Source organism: Bdellovibrio sp. (assembly GCF_047637665.1).
GTDB lineage: Bacteria > Bdellovibrionota > Bdellovibrionia > Bdellovibrionales > Bdellovibrionaceae > Bdellovibrio.
Window position 1 is genome coordinate 1 of the sequence record NZ_JBLJBT010000002.1, and the last position, 20,066, is coordinate 20,066.

10 protein-coding genes are annotated in these 20,066 nt (G+C 46.6%); 5 read left to right on the top strand and 5 right to left on the bottom strand.

Going from position 1 to position 20,066, the window contains the following annotated elements:
- Positions 1–141: 141 nt before the first annotated feature.
- The 3 genes from lepB to ACM64D_RS00220 form a co-directional block, all read right to left on the bottom strand.
- Positions 142–618, bottom strand: coding sequence for a signal peptidase I (lepB, locus tag ACM64D_RS00210; protein ID WP_415061160.1), 477 nt, complete (start codon positions 616–618; stop codon positions 142–144).
- 50 nt (positions 619–668) lie between these two features.
- Positions 669–3,200: a hypothetical protein gene (locus ACM64D_RS00215; RefSeq protein ID WP_415061161.1), complete on the bottom strand. Its 2,532-nt coding sequence runs from the start codon at positions 3,198–3,200 to the stop codon at positions 669–671.
- A gap of 102 nt (positions 3,201–3,302) precedes the next feature.
- Positions 3,303–6,164 carry a hypothetical protein gene (locus ACM64D_RS00220; protein WP_415061162.1) on the bottom strand — a complete coding sequence of 954 codons (2,862 nt, stop codon included), beginning with the start codon at positions 6,162–6,164 and terminating at the stop codon, positions 3,303–3,305.
- Positions 6,165–6,451: 287 nt separating this feature from the next.
- Between ACM64D_RS00220 and ACM64D_RS00225 the strand changes: the two genes are divergently transcribed.
- A complete protein-coding gene (locus ACM64D_RS00225; protein ID WP_415061163.1) occupies positions 6,452–8,035 on the top strand; it encodes a DUF4214 domain-containing protein in 1,584 nt (527 codons plus the stop codon).
- Positions 8,036–8,171: 136 nt separating this feature from the next.
- Positions 8,172–9,293, top strand: a complete 1,122-nt coding sequence (locus ACM64D_RS00230; RefSeq protein ID WP_415061164.1) for an ATP-binding protein — start codon at positions 8,172–8,174, stop codon at positions 9,291–9,293.
- A gap of 8 nt (positions 9,294–9,301) precedes the next feature.
- On the opposite strand, the gene ACM64D_RS00235 is transcribed toward ACM64D_RS00230, so the two are convergent.
- Both ACM64D_RS00235 and ACM64D_RS00240 read right to left on the bottom strand, forming a co-directional pair.
- Positions 9,302–14,167: a hypothetical protein gene (locus tag ACM64D_RS00235; RefSeq protein WP_415061165.1), complete on the bottom strand. Its 4,866-nt coding sequence runs from the start codon at positions 14,165–14,167 to the stop codon at positions 9,302–9,304.
- Entirely contained in the window at positions 14,164–17,871 is a 3,708-nt protein-coding gene (locus ACM64D_RS00240) for a hypothetical protein (RefSeq protein WP_415061166.1), read from the bottom strand. The genes ACM64D_RS00235 and ACM64D_RS00240 overlap by 4 nt, the downstream gene beginning before the upstream one ends.
- A gap of 190 nt (positions 17,872–18,061) precedes the next feature.
- Between ACM64D_RS00240 and ACM64D_RS00245 the strand changes: the two genes are divergently transcribed.
- The 3 genes from ACM64D_RS00245 to ACM64D_RS00255 are packed head-to-tail and all read left to right on the top strand — an operon-like array spanning position 18,062 to position 20,065.
- A complete protein-coding gene (locus ACM64D_RS00245) occupies positions 18,062–18,508 on the top strand; it encodes a hypothetical protein (protein ID WP_415061167.1) in 447 nt (148 codons plus the stop codon).
- A 29-nt stretch (positions 18,509–18,537) separates the two neighbouring features.
- Positions 18,538–18,798, top strand: a complete 261-nt coding sequence (locus tag ACM64D_RS00250; protein WP_415061168.1) for a hypothetical protein — start codon at positions 18,538–18,540, stop codon at positions 18,796–18,798.
- Complete coding sequence (locus ACM64D_RS00255; protein ID WP_415061169.1) at positions 18,791–20,065, top strand: hypothetical protein; 1,275 nt, start codon at positions 18,791–18,793, stop codon at positions 20,063–20,065. The genes ACM64D_RS00250 and ACM64D_RS00255 overlap by 8 nt, the downstream gene beginning before the upstream one ends.
- Position 20,066 lies beyond the last annotated feature (1 nt).

Consider the following 20,066-nt stretch of genomic DNA (forward strand, 5'->3'; position numbering starts at 1 on the left):
GTTTCTGTTTCTGTTTCTGTTTCTGTTTCTGTTTCTGTTTCTGTTTCTGTTTCTGAAAGGAAATTTCCAAGAAGGAGGATGTTTGCAAGATTTAAATCACTACCACAACAATATTTTTAATTCTTTAAGACCTAAGTAAATTTAATATGAAGAACTGGGTTGTCTTATGCTATGAGGAGCAATTCTTCCGACGATATCTTTTTTGTGAATCAGACCAAAACGAGATGCATCTATCGAACCTAGAGGTTGATCGCCAAGGACTAAATAGGTTTGTGGAGGTAATTGAGGATAGTCGCGGGCGTAGAGTTGAAGCATTTGAGTCGGGACTGTGAACGGAGTTCCCTCTGAATTCGTTAAAGGACTTCCATTCAAAAAAAGAAATTTTCCTCTGACTTCGAACCGATCTCCTGGGATGGCGTAGACTCTTTTAATCAAAAGATTTGTTCGGGCTCCACTTTTAAAGGTGACAACATCGCCTCGGCGAATCGGACGAAAGGAGTAATAGCCTAGTTGATTTACGATTTCTTTTTCGTTTTGAATCAAGGGAGACATGGAACTCCCTCGAACCGTGACGGTTTTTTCTTGGATATCGCGCTCAGAAATAGCCCATGTTAACACAAGGGCTATTGAAAATAATATTAATGCGAAAAAGGGTTCCTTTCTCAACACTATTCCACAATACATAGTAGCTTATATGAGTCCGAGCAGCCTGGAGTTGAGTAACTCCACCGAGTCTGATCATTCGCCCCAGTGTATCCCGTTCTTCCGCTCCCCGATGTCGATGTCCAATTTGAACAATTCGCAGCACCACCTGGTGTTGTCGGCATAATTTGGGTTGTCCCCGCACCGTCTCTGGCTGCCCAATAAGCCGCCGCATTATTAAAATGTTTAGAGGAACCCCAGCTATCAGCATTATTAGGGCCATATCCGTAGCTATCCACTACATAGCTCGCCCCACCTGAATACGGCTCACCAGAAACTGCAAGTATGTATGCCGTGTTACTCTGTAAATTCTGACATGTCGTACTGTCACATAAAAGGGCCTTCACATTAGAGGAGCTTAGAGTAACCGTGCTCTTACCTCTCCAATCATAGGTCTGCAAATCTGTCAGACATTTATTGTTCGCACCAGCCAATCCTCCAAGATTTCCAGTCCAGGAACCTTGAGTCCTAACGATATACTTCGAACTACCTGCCGCTGCTGCAACAGTGAATGGAGAAGGACATTCACTCCATGTGCCGCCTGCGGACGTAGCATATCGACACTCAGTGTCTCCAGTGGCTTGATTTATTCTTACACAGCTCACATATCCTGTGTTGCCATAAATAGACATACACGATATCGAATACCCCGCACCACTTCCTCCCGCCGCATCGACATATTCCTTCGTTGCAGCATCCGTATTGGCAATGGGGGTTCCCACGTTATTAATATTCTTCCCACCCATATTTAAATGCCCCGTTGCAGCGACACTTCCGTCTTTTTGAAGGGCATTCACGATACGAGTATCATCTCCTGCAGCAATAGTATTTGCGGCTTGTCCGGCAGGAAGACGAGCGTAGTCTAAGGTTCCTGCGGTGATTTTATTTGCATTTAAATTATTGATCGCGGCACAAGCATAGCTGTCTGTGCCCGAGTTGAAGTACAGCGTTTCACTTGAACTGCATGACGGTAAAGCTTTGGCTTCATAAGCTGAAAGATTGTTGTTCCAAGTTAGAATTCCGCCGATTTCCGGGGCCGTGCTTAGAACATTGTATCCGCGAATCTTATTCACTGAAATATTAGGCAAAGTTCCCGAAGCATCTCCGGTTAAACTTGTCGAAGCTTGAAAAGCTCCGGTGATTCTGGAATCGTTTCCTTGTGCGGCTGTTCCCGCTGTCGTTCCATAACTAACTACTAGCTGGCTAGAGCCATTGACAGACAATCCCGTCGAAGGAGCATTTTTTGCGAAATTTTGTACGGTAGGATCTGTTTCAGTCCCAGGACCTGCATCCGTCGCACACTTCCAACCACCTGCGCCTAGATTTATTAACGAGTCATACTTTAAAACCTCGTTGTCAGCACAGGCCACGTTGTTGGGTTTATAAGTGAAATACTTCAACGGAGCACTTGCCACTTTATCAACGGAAAGTCCCGAAATCAGAGACTCCGCGATTGTGCCTGTTGTGATCTTTGCGGCATCCAGATTCGGAATATCCGTATCGACCAAAGACAACTGCGTGCTAGGTACTTTGCCTGAGGCATTTAATGAAGCCAGACCGCTATTTTGTCCTTTTTGATTCGTAATGCGAGCATCGGCCGCCGTATTAAAATCTGTAATGTCAGTGGCCTCTAATGTGACATCACCACCTTTTCCGGCAACACTCGAAACACCACCTGTGACAGTAGCCCACGTGCCGTCGCCACGAAGATACGTGGAACCATTTGCAGTTCCCGTTGGGGAAAGTGTCGCTAATGACCCCAAACCTAAATTTGTTCGAGCGGCAGCTTGAGTTGTTGCCCCCGTTCCTCCATTGGTGATCGCCACTGTGCCCGTAACATTCGTCGCTGTGGCGGCATTTCCCGTGATATTCACACCCAATGTAGTCCCAGAACCATTCGAGCCATTTAAAATGGCGTCTAATTTTGTGAAACGATTAAAGATGCTTTCTACATTTTCTTGGTTCAGATTTTTAGACTCATTCACGTTGATAAACTGAGAGTCACTTTTCCCATTGAGTGTTTCAGAGTTCACCGCATAAGCCACAGCTCGCATGTTAAAGTCCGCGATCACCTCATCAACGGCTCCACCGGTGGCACGGGGCACTTTGACATACAGTCGAAGCTTACGACCGTGATGAGCACTTGGCGTATAGGTGCAATTAAATCCGTTGATGGGTTTTGAGTTGTCCATCACTTCTTTGAGTGAAAGAAGTGGACTGGGATTTGTATCACCTGGTGTGGAAGCCGAAGCGCTGCCGATCACTAGATTTATATAGCCATCAGAAATATTCACACCGGAGTGTTCTTCTTCTCGCAGCACACAGTTACTAACAGGATCTAGAATCTGTAAAGTGGCCGTCAATCCCGAAGCGGTTGGATAACGTCCTTCGGGATCGCGCAATACAGCTTGAAAACTCATGCCTTTATTCTGTTCGGCAGCAGAGACAACCGAAACCATCACTAGCGCAGCCCCAGCAATGTATTTATATATACGCATATCATCCTCTGAAGATAAATTTAAAAAACCTCATCGTTTTTTTCGGAATTCTTCTGTAGGGTCTACAGAGTTTACCTACGCATATTTCGGTGTGCTAAAGAACTAGAGAACCCATTCCACGATAACAATCCCATTCGCACCGGTCCCTCCTGTTGTGGCGCCATAGTATGCCCCACCACCACCGCTTCCATAAGCCCTGCCTGACTTTCCGTCAGTCGATGCGTTTGGCTGACCACCAGCTCCACCACCACCAAGACTGGATGATCCTCCAGTCCCTCCTGCTGGATAGGACCAATTGCTTCCGGCACCGCCGTCTCCACCGAAAATATTTAAATCTCCATTTGTCGCCGTTCCACCAAGGCCACCCACACCGGTCCCGGCGCCACCGATTCCTCCGCCACCACCTCCACCAGCAGTGACAGTCAAGCCTCCGAGGACAATAGAGCTATTTCCCCCTGCATTTCCGGTGCTCCCTCCTGTTCCTACAACAACAGAGTATGAGGTACTCGCCGAAAGAGTGCTTGCAAAGTAAACGGCTGTTGCCCCAGCACCACCACCCGCGCCTGCTGCGGAGCCACCAGCACCTCCGCCGCCTCCGGCACCAATAACAGTAATTTTAAAGACGGTTGAACTTGTGGTGTTGGCTGGTGTTACAAATGAACCACTAGAGGTAAAAATCTGCTTACGCATAACCGGCTGACTTCCAGAACTGCTAAGAGCAACCCAAGTCGTTCCATTGCAATATTCCATTGAATGCGAAGTGTAGTTATATCGCTGAGAACCTTCTCCATTCGCGAGTCCAGCACCACAAGCCGTGACCGTGGCAGAGTCTCCCGCTCGAATTCCCCCGTTTACATCCAAGGCGACTTTGGGATTTAATTGCCCAACGCCCACGCTCCCCGCAAAATAAGACGGAGCCGAGGCATCACTAACATAAAGAGAGTAGGCTGTATCAGCCTGAATATCGCCAACATAAACTCCATAGCCATTCGATACCGTCCCAGACAACCGACTGACAGAAAAAGAGCCCGCCTTTGCCGTCGTGATATCTCCTGAGCTGCTATTAGTAATAGCGCTATTCACCCCGGTTGCGGTGTTAATAGAACCACTTCCTGAGTTAGAGATCGCCGCATTAACAGATCTCTGGCTCATAACAACGCCATTCGCAGTATTCCGTGTACTTGCATCAACTCCATACAGGGTTGTGACTGTTCCTGCGTTGCCATTTAAAGCCACAGTCGCAAGGCCCCGAATCGCGCTAAGATTGGAACTTGTTTGATGCTGGATCTGCGAGTTAACTCCAAAAACAGAGGCCGATGAAAAACTAGCGGCACCAGAAGTGTCAATTGTTTCACTAAATCCAAAATAGCTGGCTGACGATCCTAGAGAGGGATTAAGGGTTTGATTTATACTCAGCGACGACAACGATCCGGAGTCCCCCGTGATCGTGTCGGTCACAGCAAGCTTACCCCCTGGATTATTAGTCCCAATGCCAATATTTCCAGAGGTTCTATATAAGTTGGCTCCACTGATGTTCCAAAAACCGACATCAGAAGCAAGTTTTGCTGAAGTGATTGCGCCAGAATCAATATCACCTGAAGACACAGTATTCTTAGAGGAAAGAGTTCCCAAGGTAGGAGTACTGAGAAGATCCGCATAGCTGCCACTCACGGCCACCGTAGATAGACCCGTGACCTTACTTACATTTATGGCAATATCTTGGCAAGTGAGCTGATCCGACACCGAAGACCAAGTCAATGTCTGAGACGAGGTACAACTACCGACATTGAACGCGGAAGCTGTACCAGTTGCATTTTTAAGATCAGACAACTTAATAAAATGGGGCTCCCAGCCTGCTCCATTTACATACTTCATAATCTTCTGATCATCACCAACCATGGCCGAGGCAACATTGATCCCATTAATTCTTGAAACCGTCGGACCCGGTAAAGTTCCGGAAAGGTCTCCACCCGTTAATGAGGTAGCACTCTGAAAGGCTCCGACGATACGAGAGTCATTCCCCTGAGCGGCAGTTCCTGCGGCAGAACCATAGGTAACATTTAAACTGACAGCTCCCGAACTTCCGCCACCACTAAGCCCCGTGCCAGCACTCACTTGTGTGATGGTTCCCCCACCTCCACCTGCTACTGCTGCCCACGTGCCATCTCCGCGAAGATATGTTGAATTATCCGCCGTTCCCGTCGGAGAAAGTGTTGCGAGTGACCCCAGTCCTAAATTTGTTCTGGCGGCGGCCTGAGTCGTTGCGCCCGTTCCACCATTGGCGATCGCCACTGTGCCCGTGACATTTGTCGCTGTCGCTGCATTTCCCGTGATATTTACGCCTAACGTAGAACCAGAACCATTTGCACCATTTAAAATAGCATCTAATTTTGTGAAACGATCAAAGATACTTTCAACATTGGTTTGGTTTAAGTTTTTTGATTCATTCACGTTGATAAATTGAGTGTCCGTTTTGCCGTTGAGTGTTTCAGAGTTCACCGCATAGGCCACAGCTCGCATATTAAAGTCTGCAATAACATCATCCACTCCGCCCCCCGATGCACGGGGAACCTTGATATACAATCGGAGCTTGCGACCGTGATGGGCACTGGGCGTATAGGTGCAATTAAATCCATTGATAGGTTTTGAATTGTCCATCACCTCTTTGATTGAAAGAAGAGGGTTGGGATTTGAGCCTGCCGGAGTGGACGCTGAAGCACTGCCGATCACCAGATTTAAATAACCATCAGAAACATTCACACCAGAATGCTCTTCTTCACGTAAAACACAATTACTAACGGGATCTAGAATCTGCAAGGTGGCCGTCAAACCCGATGCTGTCGGATAGCCACCATCAGGATCACGCAACATCGCCTGAAAGCTCATGCCTTTATTTTGTTCGGCTAAAGAGACTGTCGATAGTAAGATCAGAAAAGTCCCTATAAAGCCGGTAAAGATGCGCATACTAAGTCTCCCGACAATTCATTTATATGAAGATGCTTCTCTATTTTTCGGAAAATTAGTGTAGGGCTTGGACTCAAAAGCTACACTTTGAAAGATACCTAGACTCATTTGTAATAGGCAGACTCGACTAATTAAACCTCTGTTAATACTAAAAATGTGCGTAGTAATCACTTTCTCCCCTACAGTAAATGTTAAAACCTTAGAGCGAAAACAGTTTCAGTTCTCCTATTTAGAAAATTTCATGGCATAACAACGGCGTGATGGTGCTCACCCCAAGGAGGCGATTTATGTTTCTCGCGTTTTCTATCTTTTTAATGTTGTTCCAACAGCAACCCGCGATAGCTATGGAACCGATAAAACGTCCAGAAGGCCTTCTCTGTGCGGAACAAGCCCTCGACAATCCCTATATCGATGCTGGCAGCCTCATCAATGCCTGCCTTCAAAGAACCTCAGGCAGAATCACACTCAGACCAGGACGATATTATCTTAAAACGCGCATCGATTTCAGTAATGTCTCCAATGTTGTCCTAACGACTCTTGGAAGAAGGCCTTCAGACTCCGCATGTGAAGATTCTAAAACTTGCGCTGAGCTTTATGCTCATGACGATTTTATCAATGGTCCTCTTTTTGTGAGTCAAAATGCGCAGTTTTTAACTCTGGACCATGTCATTATTAACGGAAACAAGATCAATCGTCTGGCCAAGAATGGAACCTCCGTCGCAATATGGGGAAATCCGAATTCCTTCAACTCGGCCATTCATCAGTGTCGCAATTGCCAGTTCATTGGTCTTTCTGTCATTCAAGCAGTTCGGGGAACAGGGATGGAGTTTAGCGGTGAAAATGCCCTCTTTGATCGGGTTGTCTTTAAGGACAACGGTCGAAGTATTATGATTCATCCAAATACGAACGATCAACCTTGGGCCGACGGCCTCACTGTACATTCTGGCCCCGGACTGATGATTATCAATTCCGAATTTAGTGACAACTCAGATGTGAATTTGATCATCGGCCACGCCCCTCGGGCGCAAATCAGAAATAACAGAATTCTGAATAGCTATAATTTTGCTTTTGCCGGTCTTATGCTTGATAACTTCAACGGCAGCACCTTGGGTGATTTTTCTGACTCCCTTATTAGCAACAACATCGTAGATTGTGGTCCTTTGGCCGCCTGTGGAATCGGTATTGATCTGGGACCTTGGCTTTGGTATCAACCGCAAGGGAAGCTGATTAATGGTGGAATCATCGCAAACAACAAGATCAACGAAGCCCGAGTTGGAATTTCTATTTATGGCGCTCAAGGAACACAAATCAGTGGTAATAGAATCAATTCCACATTCACCTGGAGCTTATCAAACGGAAGATGCCAAGGGGCTGGGATAGATCAATTTTCATCAGTCAATGGGATGACAAACAGATCTTTGAATATCTACGACAACTCCGTGGGTGTTTCATTTGATAGGCTCAGAAACTGCCTTGGCCAACCACCCTCTTTGGCGGCGCTAAAACCCACTCGTCATATCGATATGACTGTTTTCTCAAGACCCGTCACGGAAGCCTTTCAAATTCTTTTAAATCGCGCCCCCGACTTTTCAGGTGGAAATTATTTTGATAACATTTTAAGACAAGGAAACTCGGTTCGTAGTGTCTTAGTGGACATTACCAAGTCCGAGGAGTTCACCCGCCAGCTGCCCACTGACAATAGAGACTTCGTCATCTTCTTGTACCAGCGAATTCTAAAAAGAAATGCAGATCCAGGGGGTCTTGAGCACTTTGTGAATTCACTCAATAGCGGAACCCCACGGCAAGCCGTTATCGAAAATTTCATCGACTCGCTGGAGTTCATGAATAGGTATCCTGCTTTGATTCACTGAACTCAACTGGGGTGTGTTAAATTTCTGATATTACTAACTTTTTAACCCTTTTTTGCTTGATTTTTTTAATAGGCTATTATTAATAGCAGTAATAAATTGCCTTTACTTTTTTATATATGTGTATAAAATTGCCTTTATGAGACAATTAACTCCGTACATAAAAAAAGATCTACAAAAGAAAATGGTATTTCTCGGCGGTCCCAGACAATGCGGAAAAACGACTTTGGCCAAGTCTCTTCTCGTTAATTCTTTCAACGGTGTTTATTTAAATTGGGATCGCCTTTCGGATCGCAAAAAAATTTTAACCGGACAATGGACAGACCAAGAAGAGCTTCTCGTTTTTGATGAGGTTCATAAACATAAGAAATGGAAAAATCTTGTTAAAGGTTTTTATGACACAGAAAAAGAGATCCATCGCTTCCTCATCACCGGAAGCGCTCGCCTGGAAACTTACCAGCGTGGAGGTGATTCTCTGTTAGGCAGGTACCATTCCTGGAGACTTCACCCTTTTTCTCTTTATGATTTACCACAAGGAGTATCTCGCCAAGAATCATTGTCTCGCCTGTTAAGAGTTGGTGGCTTCCCAGAAGTTTTTCTGGACAATGACGAACGCGAGGCCAGACGATGGAGGGAGGAACGCTCCCGTCGCATCGTCCGAGAAGATATTCGCGATCTTGAGCAACTTCAAAATATTGACCTTCTAGAACTCATGCTCGATCATTTGCGTGATCGAGTGGGAAGCACTTTATCCATTTCCAGCATTGCACAAGAAGTCGGCATCTCTCCTATCACGGCAAAAAAATGGATTAATATTTTAGAGAAAATGTATCTCATCTTTACTGTTAAAGGATATGATAAAAAACTTACTCGAGCTGTTCATAAACCTATTAAAGTCTATTTCTATGACAACGCGGAGGTTCGCGGCGATGAATCCGTTCGCTTTGAAAACTTCGTAGCCACTCATCTACTGCAAAGAAATCATTTTATGGAAGACTATCATGGCTATCGGATGGGCCTGTTTTACGTCAAAGATAAAAACCAGCGTGAGGTCGATTTCTTAATCACTCAAGAAAATGCCCCTCAGGAGCTTATCGAGGTCAAACTTAAAGATGAGACTCCAGCAAAAAATTTGATTTCCTTTGCGGAGATTTTAAAAACAAAACAGGCAACACAAATCGTTTTACATTCTCCAAAATCCTGGAGTAAAGGAAAATTTAAACTCACCACTCCCCTGGATTACTTCACTACTCTGAAGTAGGCTCACAACTAGTTACACACCTCAGAGAAACTCACCAGCGACCACCCGTAACCATCCACACACTGATACTGCGCATGGCTTCCATTTCCGCAGTATCCAGTGACTGTTTGTCCCGCAGATCCGTTCGGCAACCCGGTCAACGAACACCCACCACATTGCCAAATTACGCGATACCCCGCACTTTCTGAAGCACATGCAATACACGCCTGCGTATTGCATGACTGACTTGAAGAGCCCGAGCAAGATGAATAACAGGATGTGCTTGTATCAGGTTTCGCGCCCGAACAGAATCCATCCGCAACCGTAGCCCCATCGCTTCGCTGGCACCACACAGATCGAGATTGAGTTCCCCAGGTGTCATAACAAGTTCTGTATTGGGTTCCACCACCACAAGAGGCTGAACAAGAATCCCAACCGCCCCAATATGGATTAGCTGAACAAGAACCCCAGCCCGTCGTCTGCCAAGAATATGTGTAGCAAGTCGTAGCGGATCCCGTAACCGTAGCATTATAGCTAGTTACATTATTAGCACTATCGCGAACTTGAATAGTTCCAATTCCCAGATTAAGCGAAGTCGTTGAAAAATCTTTGCTTGCGGATGCCTGCCAACTCACCCCACCATCAAAGGAGTAAGCCGTCGCAGCCATTCCAGCACTGTCATCGCTCGCCGTCACAGAGACGCGAACAGTTCCACAAGCAGGCTCCGTCGCAGTTGTGGTTGCAGAGACCGCAGAAATCACCGGCAGAACGGTATCAATTTTTACTTCATACGCAGGGGCCACAGAAGAACCCACGTTGCCTAAGCTGTCGGAACTAATCATGCGGAACTTGTAAGCCTTTCCATCTAATACAGGAACTGTCGTACTAACACAGGAGTTGGAAATTTCACTAAAGGCTCCGTAAGCTCCTGACACACCCGACGCGATCGAAGCCTCTTGCATTTCAATAGAACAAGTCAGAGGACTTGAACCCCCAGCATCAGTCACCGCCACATTCAAAAGAAGACTCAGAGTATTCGTCCAACCATTTGTATAACTCAGTGTCGAGACCGGGCCGGATTGATCTAATTGAATATTGGCCGTAGCATCAGCACTGATATTTCCAAACTTATCTTTAAATCTTATATGAACAACCTTCGTACCGTCCCCACCCGACAACGTGAAGGGAGTCGTCGCAGCACAAGACGTCCAGTTCGTCGGTCCCACCATTTCACCGAAAGCCATTTCAATAGGAGGATTATTGTCCGTAGGGCACACCACATCCAAAGTGACCAACAGGTTGTTGGTTTTCGCTGCCCCTCCATTGATTGTCAAACTTCCCCCCGAGGGAGCGGTTTGATCTAAGGTGATCGACTGCGAATAGTCCGCCGTCATATTGTCGTATTGATCTTTGAAACGAACATACACATCTTTCACTCCAGAACCCGACACTAACGTATGCCCTTGAGATGCCACACAACTTGTCCAATTCGTAGAATTGGGACTATTGCCAAAAGCCATCTGCACACCACCGGCTTGATCAGCAGGACAAGTGATATTGAGAACCACAGAAGTACTTCCCGTAATCGACGAATCCCCAACGTCCGTAGCTGAAATTGTAAAGCCCCCACCCAGTGGAGCCAGATTGTCATCTTCATCACTCCACAGTCCATTGCAGTTTTCATCTTTGAGGGGATTATTCACCTTAGGCATCATCGCCTCGGACACACACGTTAAACGATCCGTGAACGTCAGGACTTCACTACCATCAGTGACATGAGCCAACCTTACCGCCACACCCGCCACATTGAAGTTATTTGTCCATCCGTCGCTCGGCAATGAAACAGTCATCGTACTTTGAGGAGCATCACAATCATAAGACCCGATCAGATCCGTCCAAACAGACTGATCTTTGAAGTACTGCAACTTACAACCGCCAGCGCCGTCATTACCAACTCCTCCGGCTCCCCAACTGACGCTGAAGGAATTCATATTCGCAAGATGAGTTAAGATTGGATTATGTGGCGGCAAAGCATTGGTCGTCGTGATATTCCAATTCAGATCGGAGGCACCACCTACTTTCAATGTGACCGTTGTTGTCGTTACTAATGTCGAGGCCGCTGTTGAAACAATACGAATCTCGTCTCCATTAATAAGTCCCTCTTGAGGATCGCTAAGGCTTGCAATGGTAATTTCACTCCCACGTGAAATCCAGGTTCCTGGCAGACGTCTGGTTTCGATGCGCGAATTGATTCCTCCACTCACCGAAATAGGGATATTGCGATTCACATCACCAACAACCAAAACCTGAGAAGTGTATTCTTGATCAGGAAGCGCTTTCACGACATCGACGAAAAATCCCGTCAATGTGGGAACGATATCCGCACTGACACAAACAAAATTTTGAGGTTTATAAGGATATTCACAGTTTGTCGCTTTACAAACACCCCAATCAACTCCATTCCAAGTTTGATCACCAGCAATAGCATGAACCGTCAGATCCTGACTTGGACAACTTCTGGTATCCGCATCACAGCTATTCCCCGCACTAGCTCCTGACAAAGTATAGTTTGGCAGACACGAAGTCAGAGTGCACAGCCCCCAGGTCTTATCGGTATTGCGAGAGTCCCAGGTCTGTGTTCCAATTTTTCCTCCCACGGGCATAGGCAGGCAAGATCTTGTATTGGCAACGCATGTGTTACTGGTTAAAGTGTAATTCGCTTCACAGGTAAGTACGGTGCAAGGTCCCCAAGTGGATAAATCAGGCCCCTGCCAAACTTGCTCTGTACTTGCAGAAAATGCAGCACTACAAGTACGAACATTATCAATCACATTTAAGGTGATCCGTCCCGGCAAAGCCGGCTGAACCACGCGAACCAACTTCGTTCCACTTTCGGTCGAGTTGATTTTACAATATGTCTTTCCATTCGCATCGCTGGGATAACAGATATAGTTGTTCTCTCCCGTTCCCTGTATATCTAAAACTGGGACAACGCCTTGAATCGGATTTCCACTTGCATCTTTTAGGTCTAAATAAATAATCGCAAAACTTGAAGGATCTGTGACCGACGTCAATTGATTTATTAAATTTAAACCTGGATTGTCCGCCGCAATCCCTCCGGTGGGGCTAGTAAACTCAACGGTGACCTTCTGATAGACCTGAGGATCTGTTGCTTCGACAAGATAGCTTCCTATCTTATTTGATTTTAACGTGCACGTCGCTTCTCCTAAAACATTGACTGGGGAACAAACATAACTAACGCCAGAACCTGAAATCTGAAGCACGGGAGTAAAACCAACTCTGGGAACTCCCAAAGAGTTTTTAGCCACGACCTTAAGTTCAATTGTTTCAATGTTATTGGCTTTAGCAGATCCATCTTCTCCATCCGCCAACTTCAAGAGCGAATTTACGCTGACAAAGGAAATCGGGAACTCCGTTTGAATGGGCGTAAGAAGTTTAATCGAATAGTCTCCCGCCGTTTCTGACGTTATGTAACACAAACTTTTTGTTTCCGTCGCGCCTTCCGTTTTTAGGGAGGGAGTGCACATATATTTTGTTTTTGCACCTTCAGGTCCCGAAACCTCAAGCACCGGAACAACTCCTATTTGTTCTTCCGTCGCAATCTCAACTATCACGGGGGAATGGCCGTCTGCGGGAACATTTTGACTCAAAACTGAAACCACCGCCGGTAGAAATTCAAGAACGAGAACGTCTTTAACCAACGGGTTTGTCACGCTGATTCTTTTCGTACCAGCTTCAGTGCTTGAAACAAAACAGGAAGCGACTCCCGAGCTGTTCGTCGTTTGACAGCGAATACGATTTACTCCACTTCCCTCGATTTCAAGAAAAGGAACCACGCCAACACTGGGGGTCGCGTCTGGTTCTTTTAAAACAACTTCGATTTGATATTCAGTATATCCGTCCGCACGAGGCTGAGTCCCTGCGACAGCGCGGATGGTATTTAAATTATTAGCAAAGAAGACTTCAACGACTTCATCAATAGAAGACGGGACATCAACACCGATAACCTTGGTTCCGACATTGAGTGATGAAAGTTGACATAAGGACTTTCCACCACTGACGCCAGCACACGCAATGGACACATCCGCCGGCTGACTCTTCAACGTTGGCAGAACTGATGTTTTCACTTCGATCTTGACCTTAGAAGTTCCATCTGCAAAAGCTCTGGACTCCAAAACCTTCAAGACGGGTTCCGTGAATATCACCTCCACTGGCAGCACTGAGGGGCTGTTTGAATGGATGGTATAGATACCCGGCGTAATTGCGCTTAATCGACACTGAGAAATTCCCAGGTGGTCCGTCACAGAACAGTTTATCTTTACGCTGGCTGGAGATTTCACAAAGAGCTCTGGTTGAACTCCGGCTTTTCCTGTGCCTTTGGAGTCTTTTAATACAAATTCAATGAGGGCCTTTGCAGTGCCATTGGCAGGAACGTTGTTTTTCTTAACCGTCATCGCACTGAGACTTAGATCGTCCCCGAAGTAGGCAATTCCCGGTTGAAGGATCACTGCATTTTTTGTGAAAATAAGTTTTTGACCACCTTCGGTCGCACTCAAGGTGCAGGATGCATATTCAGCTCTCGTCACCTCACATTGAGTCTTGTGTTCACCAAAACCAAAAACAAAAAGATCTGGCGTAAATCCTTCGACTGTTTGCCCCTGATCATCTTTAGCGTAAACCAGCACTTTAATGGAGGAAACACCGTCGGCGATTCCTTGGGCCGGATCGGGAACGACAATTTTAGATCTGTTGGGATCTACGGAGGACTTTATGAGTTCGGCGGATAGGGTGCAGCCTGATAGACCGAATACGGTCAGCAGGATCATAAAAAGATTTGAAAATAGAGATACTTCAAATCGATTAACAGACATCATTTCACACAGTATCTTGAGCGATACCCACCAACGGTTCCATAAGCAGTCATGTAAGCCGTATTAATAACACCCAAATCAGTCCAACCACTGGGACAAGATGGAACTGTGCAGACTCCATCATTCCACGAGGCACACTTGGGCTCGATCATCATATACTTCACATCTGAAGTGCAATATCGCGAATGATATCCTCCGGTCTGACCATATGCTGCCGTATATGCTGCATTGGTGATTCCTAAATCAGTCCAACCGCTGGGACATGATGGAATAGTGCAATTTGATTCATTCCAAGATGCACACTTAGGCTCGATGATCGTCCCACCTCCACCACTGGCAGCCGTAGTTTGTGTCGTGCCATCCGCAAAAACAACTCCCCCACCACTTCCCGCCGTGAGAGCGATACTTCCATTGACTTCAAGTTTTTGACTTGGATTTGTTGTTCCGATTCCGACATTGCCTCCTGATGACTGAAGCATCAGCGAATTGTAATTCGATGCGCCGTCGCCTCCAGATTGCAACTCGATGCCTCCACCCGCGCCGCCGGATACACCAGTGCCACCGTAAATCTTAATCCATCCGCCGGTTCTCGCAGCTGCGGTAGCCGTCACCCCATTTGCTCCATATATATTAACGCCTCCACCGGATCCCTCCGCTGACTGCCCTCCGATGATATTGACTTTACCTCCGGTGCTCGCCGAGGAAGTACCCCCAACGACCGAAACCACTCCTCCAGCCAATGTTCCACTGCTGGCATCTCCCTCAAGCGTATGAACGTAAAATTTGCCTGGGGCCTCGCAAGTGACGCCGACGCCAACGCTATTGTCCCAATTTACCGACGTATCCACATCGAAAGAGCCAGCAACCTGAGTCCAAGCAGCAACGCATGAATTCAACCCGATTACTCGGGCCCCAGGAGGAAGTGGGCTATCCACTGAAGGACTTTGGCACCCGAAATATGGAACCCCGTTACGCTTTACAATGCCTTGATTCATAACGCCTCCAAGAGAACTTCGTGTCCACCCAGGAGGACAGGACTCCATGTACACCACGCTGCTGGCCGGGATAAGACTGCTTATTGCTGGGGACTGGCACATATATAGAACCACCGCAGATGTCATAGCATCACCTTGCGAAGTCCAACCCGAAGGACAAGAATGCATACCAATGATCGTATTAGGAGGTACAGAGCTGCCTGTTGCAACCGAGAGGTCCACTCCATTCATCTTGAACTTACCCGTCACATTCACGTCGCCGGCTACGTCTAAATGATATTGAGGACTCGTCGTCCCAATACCGACATTGCCAGCTTTGATAGTCATATAAGTATTCGCACTATCCCCCCAGGACTGTATATTCTGACCTGGATCCCGTTCCCACCAAACTTTTGTATCAATGCCCGGAGTTGTAAAGGCAGTATCAACACTCAACCCATTGTGCATTCGGGACGAGTACCAATCGCTTCCGGCGCTGGCGCGATAGGTCCACACACTTTCTGATAAATTGTTTGAGACCACATTTCCGCGAATTCGAAAGATGGCTTGGCGAGATCCCTGAGTAGCCGCCAAAGGGGTTTCAGCAAGAACGTCTAGCTTTGCCTCTGGAGCAAAACCGCCGATCGCCACCATCCCTTGACTCAATGAGTTTACAAAAAGAGTTGAGCCATCGATGGTCAACGGGCTGTAATGTGCAGCACCTCTGTTATAGGCTCCAATCAAGCCCCACTCATTGGTGGAATTATAGCCGAACTCAAGACCTTTACCACTTGCGGTCGCCTGTCCATAGTTGGCGCCACCTTGAACGCGAATCATTCCTCCTGCTGAGTCAATGGTTGTCTCAGGCGAAGAAGTTCCGACTCCGACCTTTCCCGTACTGCGATAAATACTTCCACTCGACTCCGTCCAAAGAGAATTCTTCACCTGCGCAGGCAATCGAGCTTCGTCCAGAGTCCCGCTCACAATGTTAGTAGCGTTTGTCGTGTCCGTCGTCGCAGATGTCGCAAGTCCTGTGACCTTTGCAACGGGAAGAGAAATATCCTGACACGCAAACTGATCCGTTAAAGAGGACCAAGCCATGGTCTGAGATGAGGTACAGGCTGCAACGTTAAATACAGAGGCTGTTCCTAAGTTATTTTTAAGCTCAGAAAGTTTGATAAAATGAGGCTGCCAACCACCGCCATTGATGAACTTCAAAAACTTTTGGTCATCGCCGACAACTGCCGTCGATACATTTACACCATTCAAACGAGAAACTGTCGGTCCAGGGAGAGTGCCCGACAAGTCGCCTCCAGTTAGTGACGTTGAAGCTTGAAAAGCCCCTGTGACTCGCGAATCATTTCCCTCAACAGATGTTCCTGCTGTGGTTCCGTAGCTGATCGTTAGCTGATTAGATCCATTAACGGACAATCCCGTAGAGAGTGCATTTTTTGCGAAGTTTTGAACGGTGGGGTCTGTCTCTGAACCAAGACCTGTATCCGTGGCACACTTCCAGCCGCCAGCACCCAAGTTGATCAAAGAATCGTACTTTAAAACCTCATTGTTTCCACAAGCAATATTATTGGGCTTATAATTAAAATATTTGGTGGCTGCATTCGTCAGCTTATCGACCGAGAGTGCTGAAATCATCGCGTCCGCGAATGTCCCGGTGGTGATTTTTGCTGCATCCAAATTGGGAATGTCGGTATTCACCAGTGACAGTTGCGTACTCGGGACTTTCCCCGAGGCATTCAACGTCGCTAAGCCGTTATTTTGTCCTTTTTGAATCGTGATACGAGAATCAACCGATGTATTAAAATCAGTAATATCTGCAGATTCTAAAACAACACTTCCGGTTTTACCGGCGACACTGGAAACGGATCCCCCTCCTCCAGAAACAGTCGCCCAAGTACCATCCCCGCGAAGGTAGGTTGTATTATTCGCAGTTCCTGTCGGAGAAATCGTTGCTAAGGTTCCTAAACCCAAATTGGCTCTGGCCGCCGCCGATGTCGCCGCGCCCGTTCCGCCATTTGCAAGAGCGACAACACCCGTCACATTTGTTGCGGTGGCGGCGTTACCGGTAATATTCACGCCCAGGGTCGTGCCAGCGCCATTTGAATTATTTAACAGAGCATCTAATTTTGTAAAACGTTGAAAAATGCTTTCTATATTATCTTGGGTTACTCCCTGAGCACTTTTAACATTGATAAAATCAACGTCGGTCTTACTATTAAGCATCTCTGAATTCACAGCAAACGCCACCGCTCGCATGTTAAAATCCGCAACGACATCATCCCCTTGAATGTTTGTGCGCAGACGTAAAATGCGGCGATCTAAGCTAGATGGCGTATATGTTTGATTGCTTGCAACTATGTTATTGTTTTCATCAACACACTTAAGGCCAGTGCGTGGTTTACTATTATCCATCACCTCAGTGATTGATAACACCGGAGATGGATTCTTTCCCGCCGGTGTCGTGCCTGTAGAATCACCGACGACAATGTTCAGATATCCATCAGTGATACTTTTGCTGGAATGCTCTTCTTCTCTCAGAACACAATTTGTGACTGGATCCAAAATCTGTAGTGTGACCGTCAAACCACTCGCTGTCGGCAAGGTGCCGTCTGGCTTCATGATCTTAGCCTGAAAGCTAATCCCCTTGTGCTGCGCTTGCGCGACACAAATTCCAAAAAGAATAAGATAGACAAAGATACATTGATAAACACGCGTCATAGTGTCGATCTTTTCGACGTCAGACTGTAGGAATATGATGATTCCCCTACAATATAGTTTTCATTTTGAAATCCGAGAAAATTATTTTTCACCTAAAGCCAGGACTAGACTAACCCATTAAATGTAGGAGGAAACTTTAAAACCTACAGCCTAAAACCGAGATATTCTATGCAACGAAAGGCAAACAAAAATGAAAAAGAGTTTACTCGCACTTCTACTCTTAGGTTTAACAAGCTGTACTCATCTGACTCCGAGCTATCCTGAACAGAGGGCGCCATCAAGCACTCCTTCCGATGCTGCCTTGCTTGAAGTTAAAGCCACTGAAGTCATCGTCTTTGATGACTACTTCGAACCAAATATCGGAAGTGGCCCTGTTTTCTATGCCATCTCAAAAAGCTCCTCTTTAGTTGCGATCTTTACCTGTACCGGAAAGAAAACACGATTTGGAAGCGACTACTTTAGAACCATTGCCACTTTAAAAGCAACAAAGCACTTCGAGTGGAAAGAGGCCGAAGAGATTTCCTTTGTTCATCTTGAGGGTGAAGGTCTCTGCAAAAGACAAATCGAAGATATTCGTGAGCAGTTAGTTAAAGGAAAGTCTGTAGAATTGAATATTCGAACTGGAAACATACGCTAGACGATTGATAATCCTTTGAAGGGGTTTGTATGAAAATCCACATAGCTTTGCTTTCTGTATTAGTGGCACTTCTCACCGGATGCTCTCTGGATGCATCCCTCATTGGCTCAAAAGAAGAGATTGTCGATAAAAACAATCGCGGCACCTATGACTTCATTTCAGGGGAAGTCGTCACCACCACTCATGGTCGTGCCGGTTATAAAGTAAGAGCGGTCTTTGGCGAGATCAGCGAAGAGACCGTAAGTAAGAATGGCAATGGTTGGAAGGTTGAGGGCGTCTTCTATGAATAACTCTAAAGGAAGCGCTCTGATTGGCGTCATGATCGCCGTCGGATTGGTTTCCGCCTTAAGTTTGATTATTCCTGAAATCACGGAAAATCAACTGCAACAGGTTAAGGTTTCGCGAGTTCGAGCTGTCTTCACGGCCGTGGAGCTTCGTTTGCGTTCTCAGCTTTCACATCCTTCGTCCTTTCAAGATTGCTCGACCAGCGGAGTTCAAACTTGTAAGGTCAAATCAAAAGTGATCTCCACATACCTGAAAATCCCTGTTCCTGGAACAGCTTGCTCCTCAGCGGCATCCGGTTGTGGCGTAGAGCTTATGCAATACAACAACACTCTTCCCGCGACAGCCTTAAGCTCTAGCAGCCCTTATTCTGGAGGAGCTATCAATAGCACAAGCAACTCTTTGGAATATTCCTTTATTCTGCGTTATACCGGCAAAGATCTTTCCATCAAAGATACTCTAGTTCGAATTCCTGTCTCTTATGATCTTCTTCAGCAGGACTTAACTGACTGTGCCCAGATCAACCCCAACACTCCCTATTTTGCGGGGTACGACTCCACAACGGGAAAACCCATTTGTCGAAGCCTTAAGTCCGATTGCAGTCCTGGTCAGTTTCTAACATCAGTGGATTCTGGAACTCTCAATCAATCTTGCGTAAGTATTTCCAGCGCTCCTGTTAGCTGCGGAGATGACAATCAATTTGTAGGTGACTTCCGTTGGAACTCCAATAACACTTTTTCTTCCACATGCTATCCAAGAAAAAATCCATTTGGTGTCTTTCCAAAAGCAGCACCGCCTCCACTTCTTCCACCTATCGCAAAGCCAAGTCCGGTGCCCCCTGTAATGCCAGCGGGTCCAGCTGCGCCGCCCACACCCAGCGGATGTGTCGCTCAGACAATCAGATTCAAATGCCCCGAATTTGATAGTGGAGGCGAAGTCGCCCCACATCAGGTTCTAAATTCAAGTATGTATCAGTATACAACGACGGCAACGATAACACCTATCCACGACCTAGAAATCACTGTCACCAATGACTCTCCAGGAGCAAAACAACGTTGGCTCATAAATGCAGGACTTATCGGCTGCGAGGGACCCCTTACCCCCGGCGCCTATGTTCCCAAATTACGTTACCCCGCTTCTGACCCTAGCTATGTCCCTCAGTATTGCGCTATGACTGCCCTGGCGGTTGCCACATGTCAAAATGACGGAACTTGGACTGTAAGTTGTCAGGTTGGATGTCTCACAACAGGCGCACCAACGGGTGCAGGCGGCTAGA

Coding starts and splice junctions, on each gene's coding strand:
- ACM64D_RS00215 (WP_415061161.1), bottom strand. CDS start 3,200: ATGCGTATATATAAATACATTGCTGGGGCTGCGCTAGTGATGGTTTCG.
- ACM64D_RS00220 (WP_415061162.1), bottom strand. CDS start 6,164: ATGCGCATCTTTACCGGCTTTATAGGGACTTTTCTGATCTTACTATCG.
- ACM64D_RS00225 (WP_415061163.1), top strand. CDS start 6,452: ATGTTTCTCGCGTTTTCTATCTTTTTAATGTTGTTCCAACAGCAACCC.
- ACM64D_RS00230 (WP_415061164.1), top strand. CDS start 8,172: ATGAGACAATTAACTCCGTACATAAAAAAAGATCTACAAAAGAAAATG.
- ACM64D_RS00235 (WP_415061165.1), bottom strand. CDS start 14,167: ATGATGTCTGTTAATCGATTTGAAGTATCTCTATTTTCAAATCTTTTT.
- ACM64D_RS00240 (WP_415061166.1), bottom strand. CDS start 17,871: ATGACGCGTGTTTATCAATGTATCTTTGTCTATCTTATTCTTTTTGGA.
- ACM64D_RS00245 (WP_415061167.1), top strand. CDS start 18,062: ATGAAAAAGAGTTTACTCGCACTTCTACTCTTAGGTTTAACAAGCTGT.
- ACM64D_RS00250 (WP_415061168.1), top strand. CDS start 18,538: ATGAAAATCCACATAGCTTTGCTTTCTGTATTAGTGGCACTTCTCACC.
- ACM64D_RS00255 (WP_415061169.1), top strand. CDS start 18,791: ATGAATAACTCTAAAGGAAGCGCTCTGATTGGCGTCATGATCGCCGTC.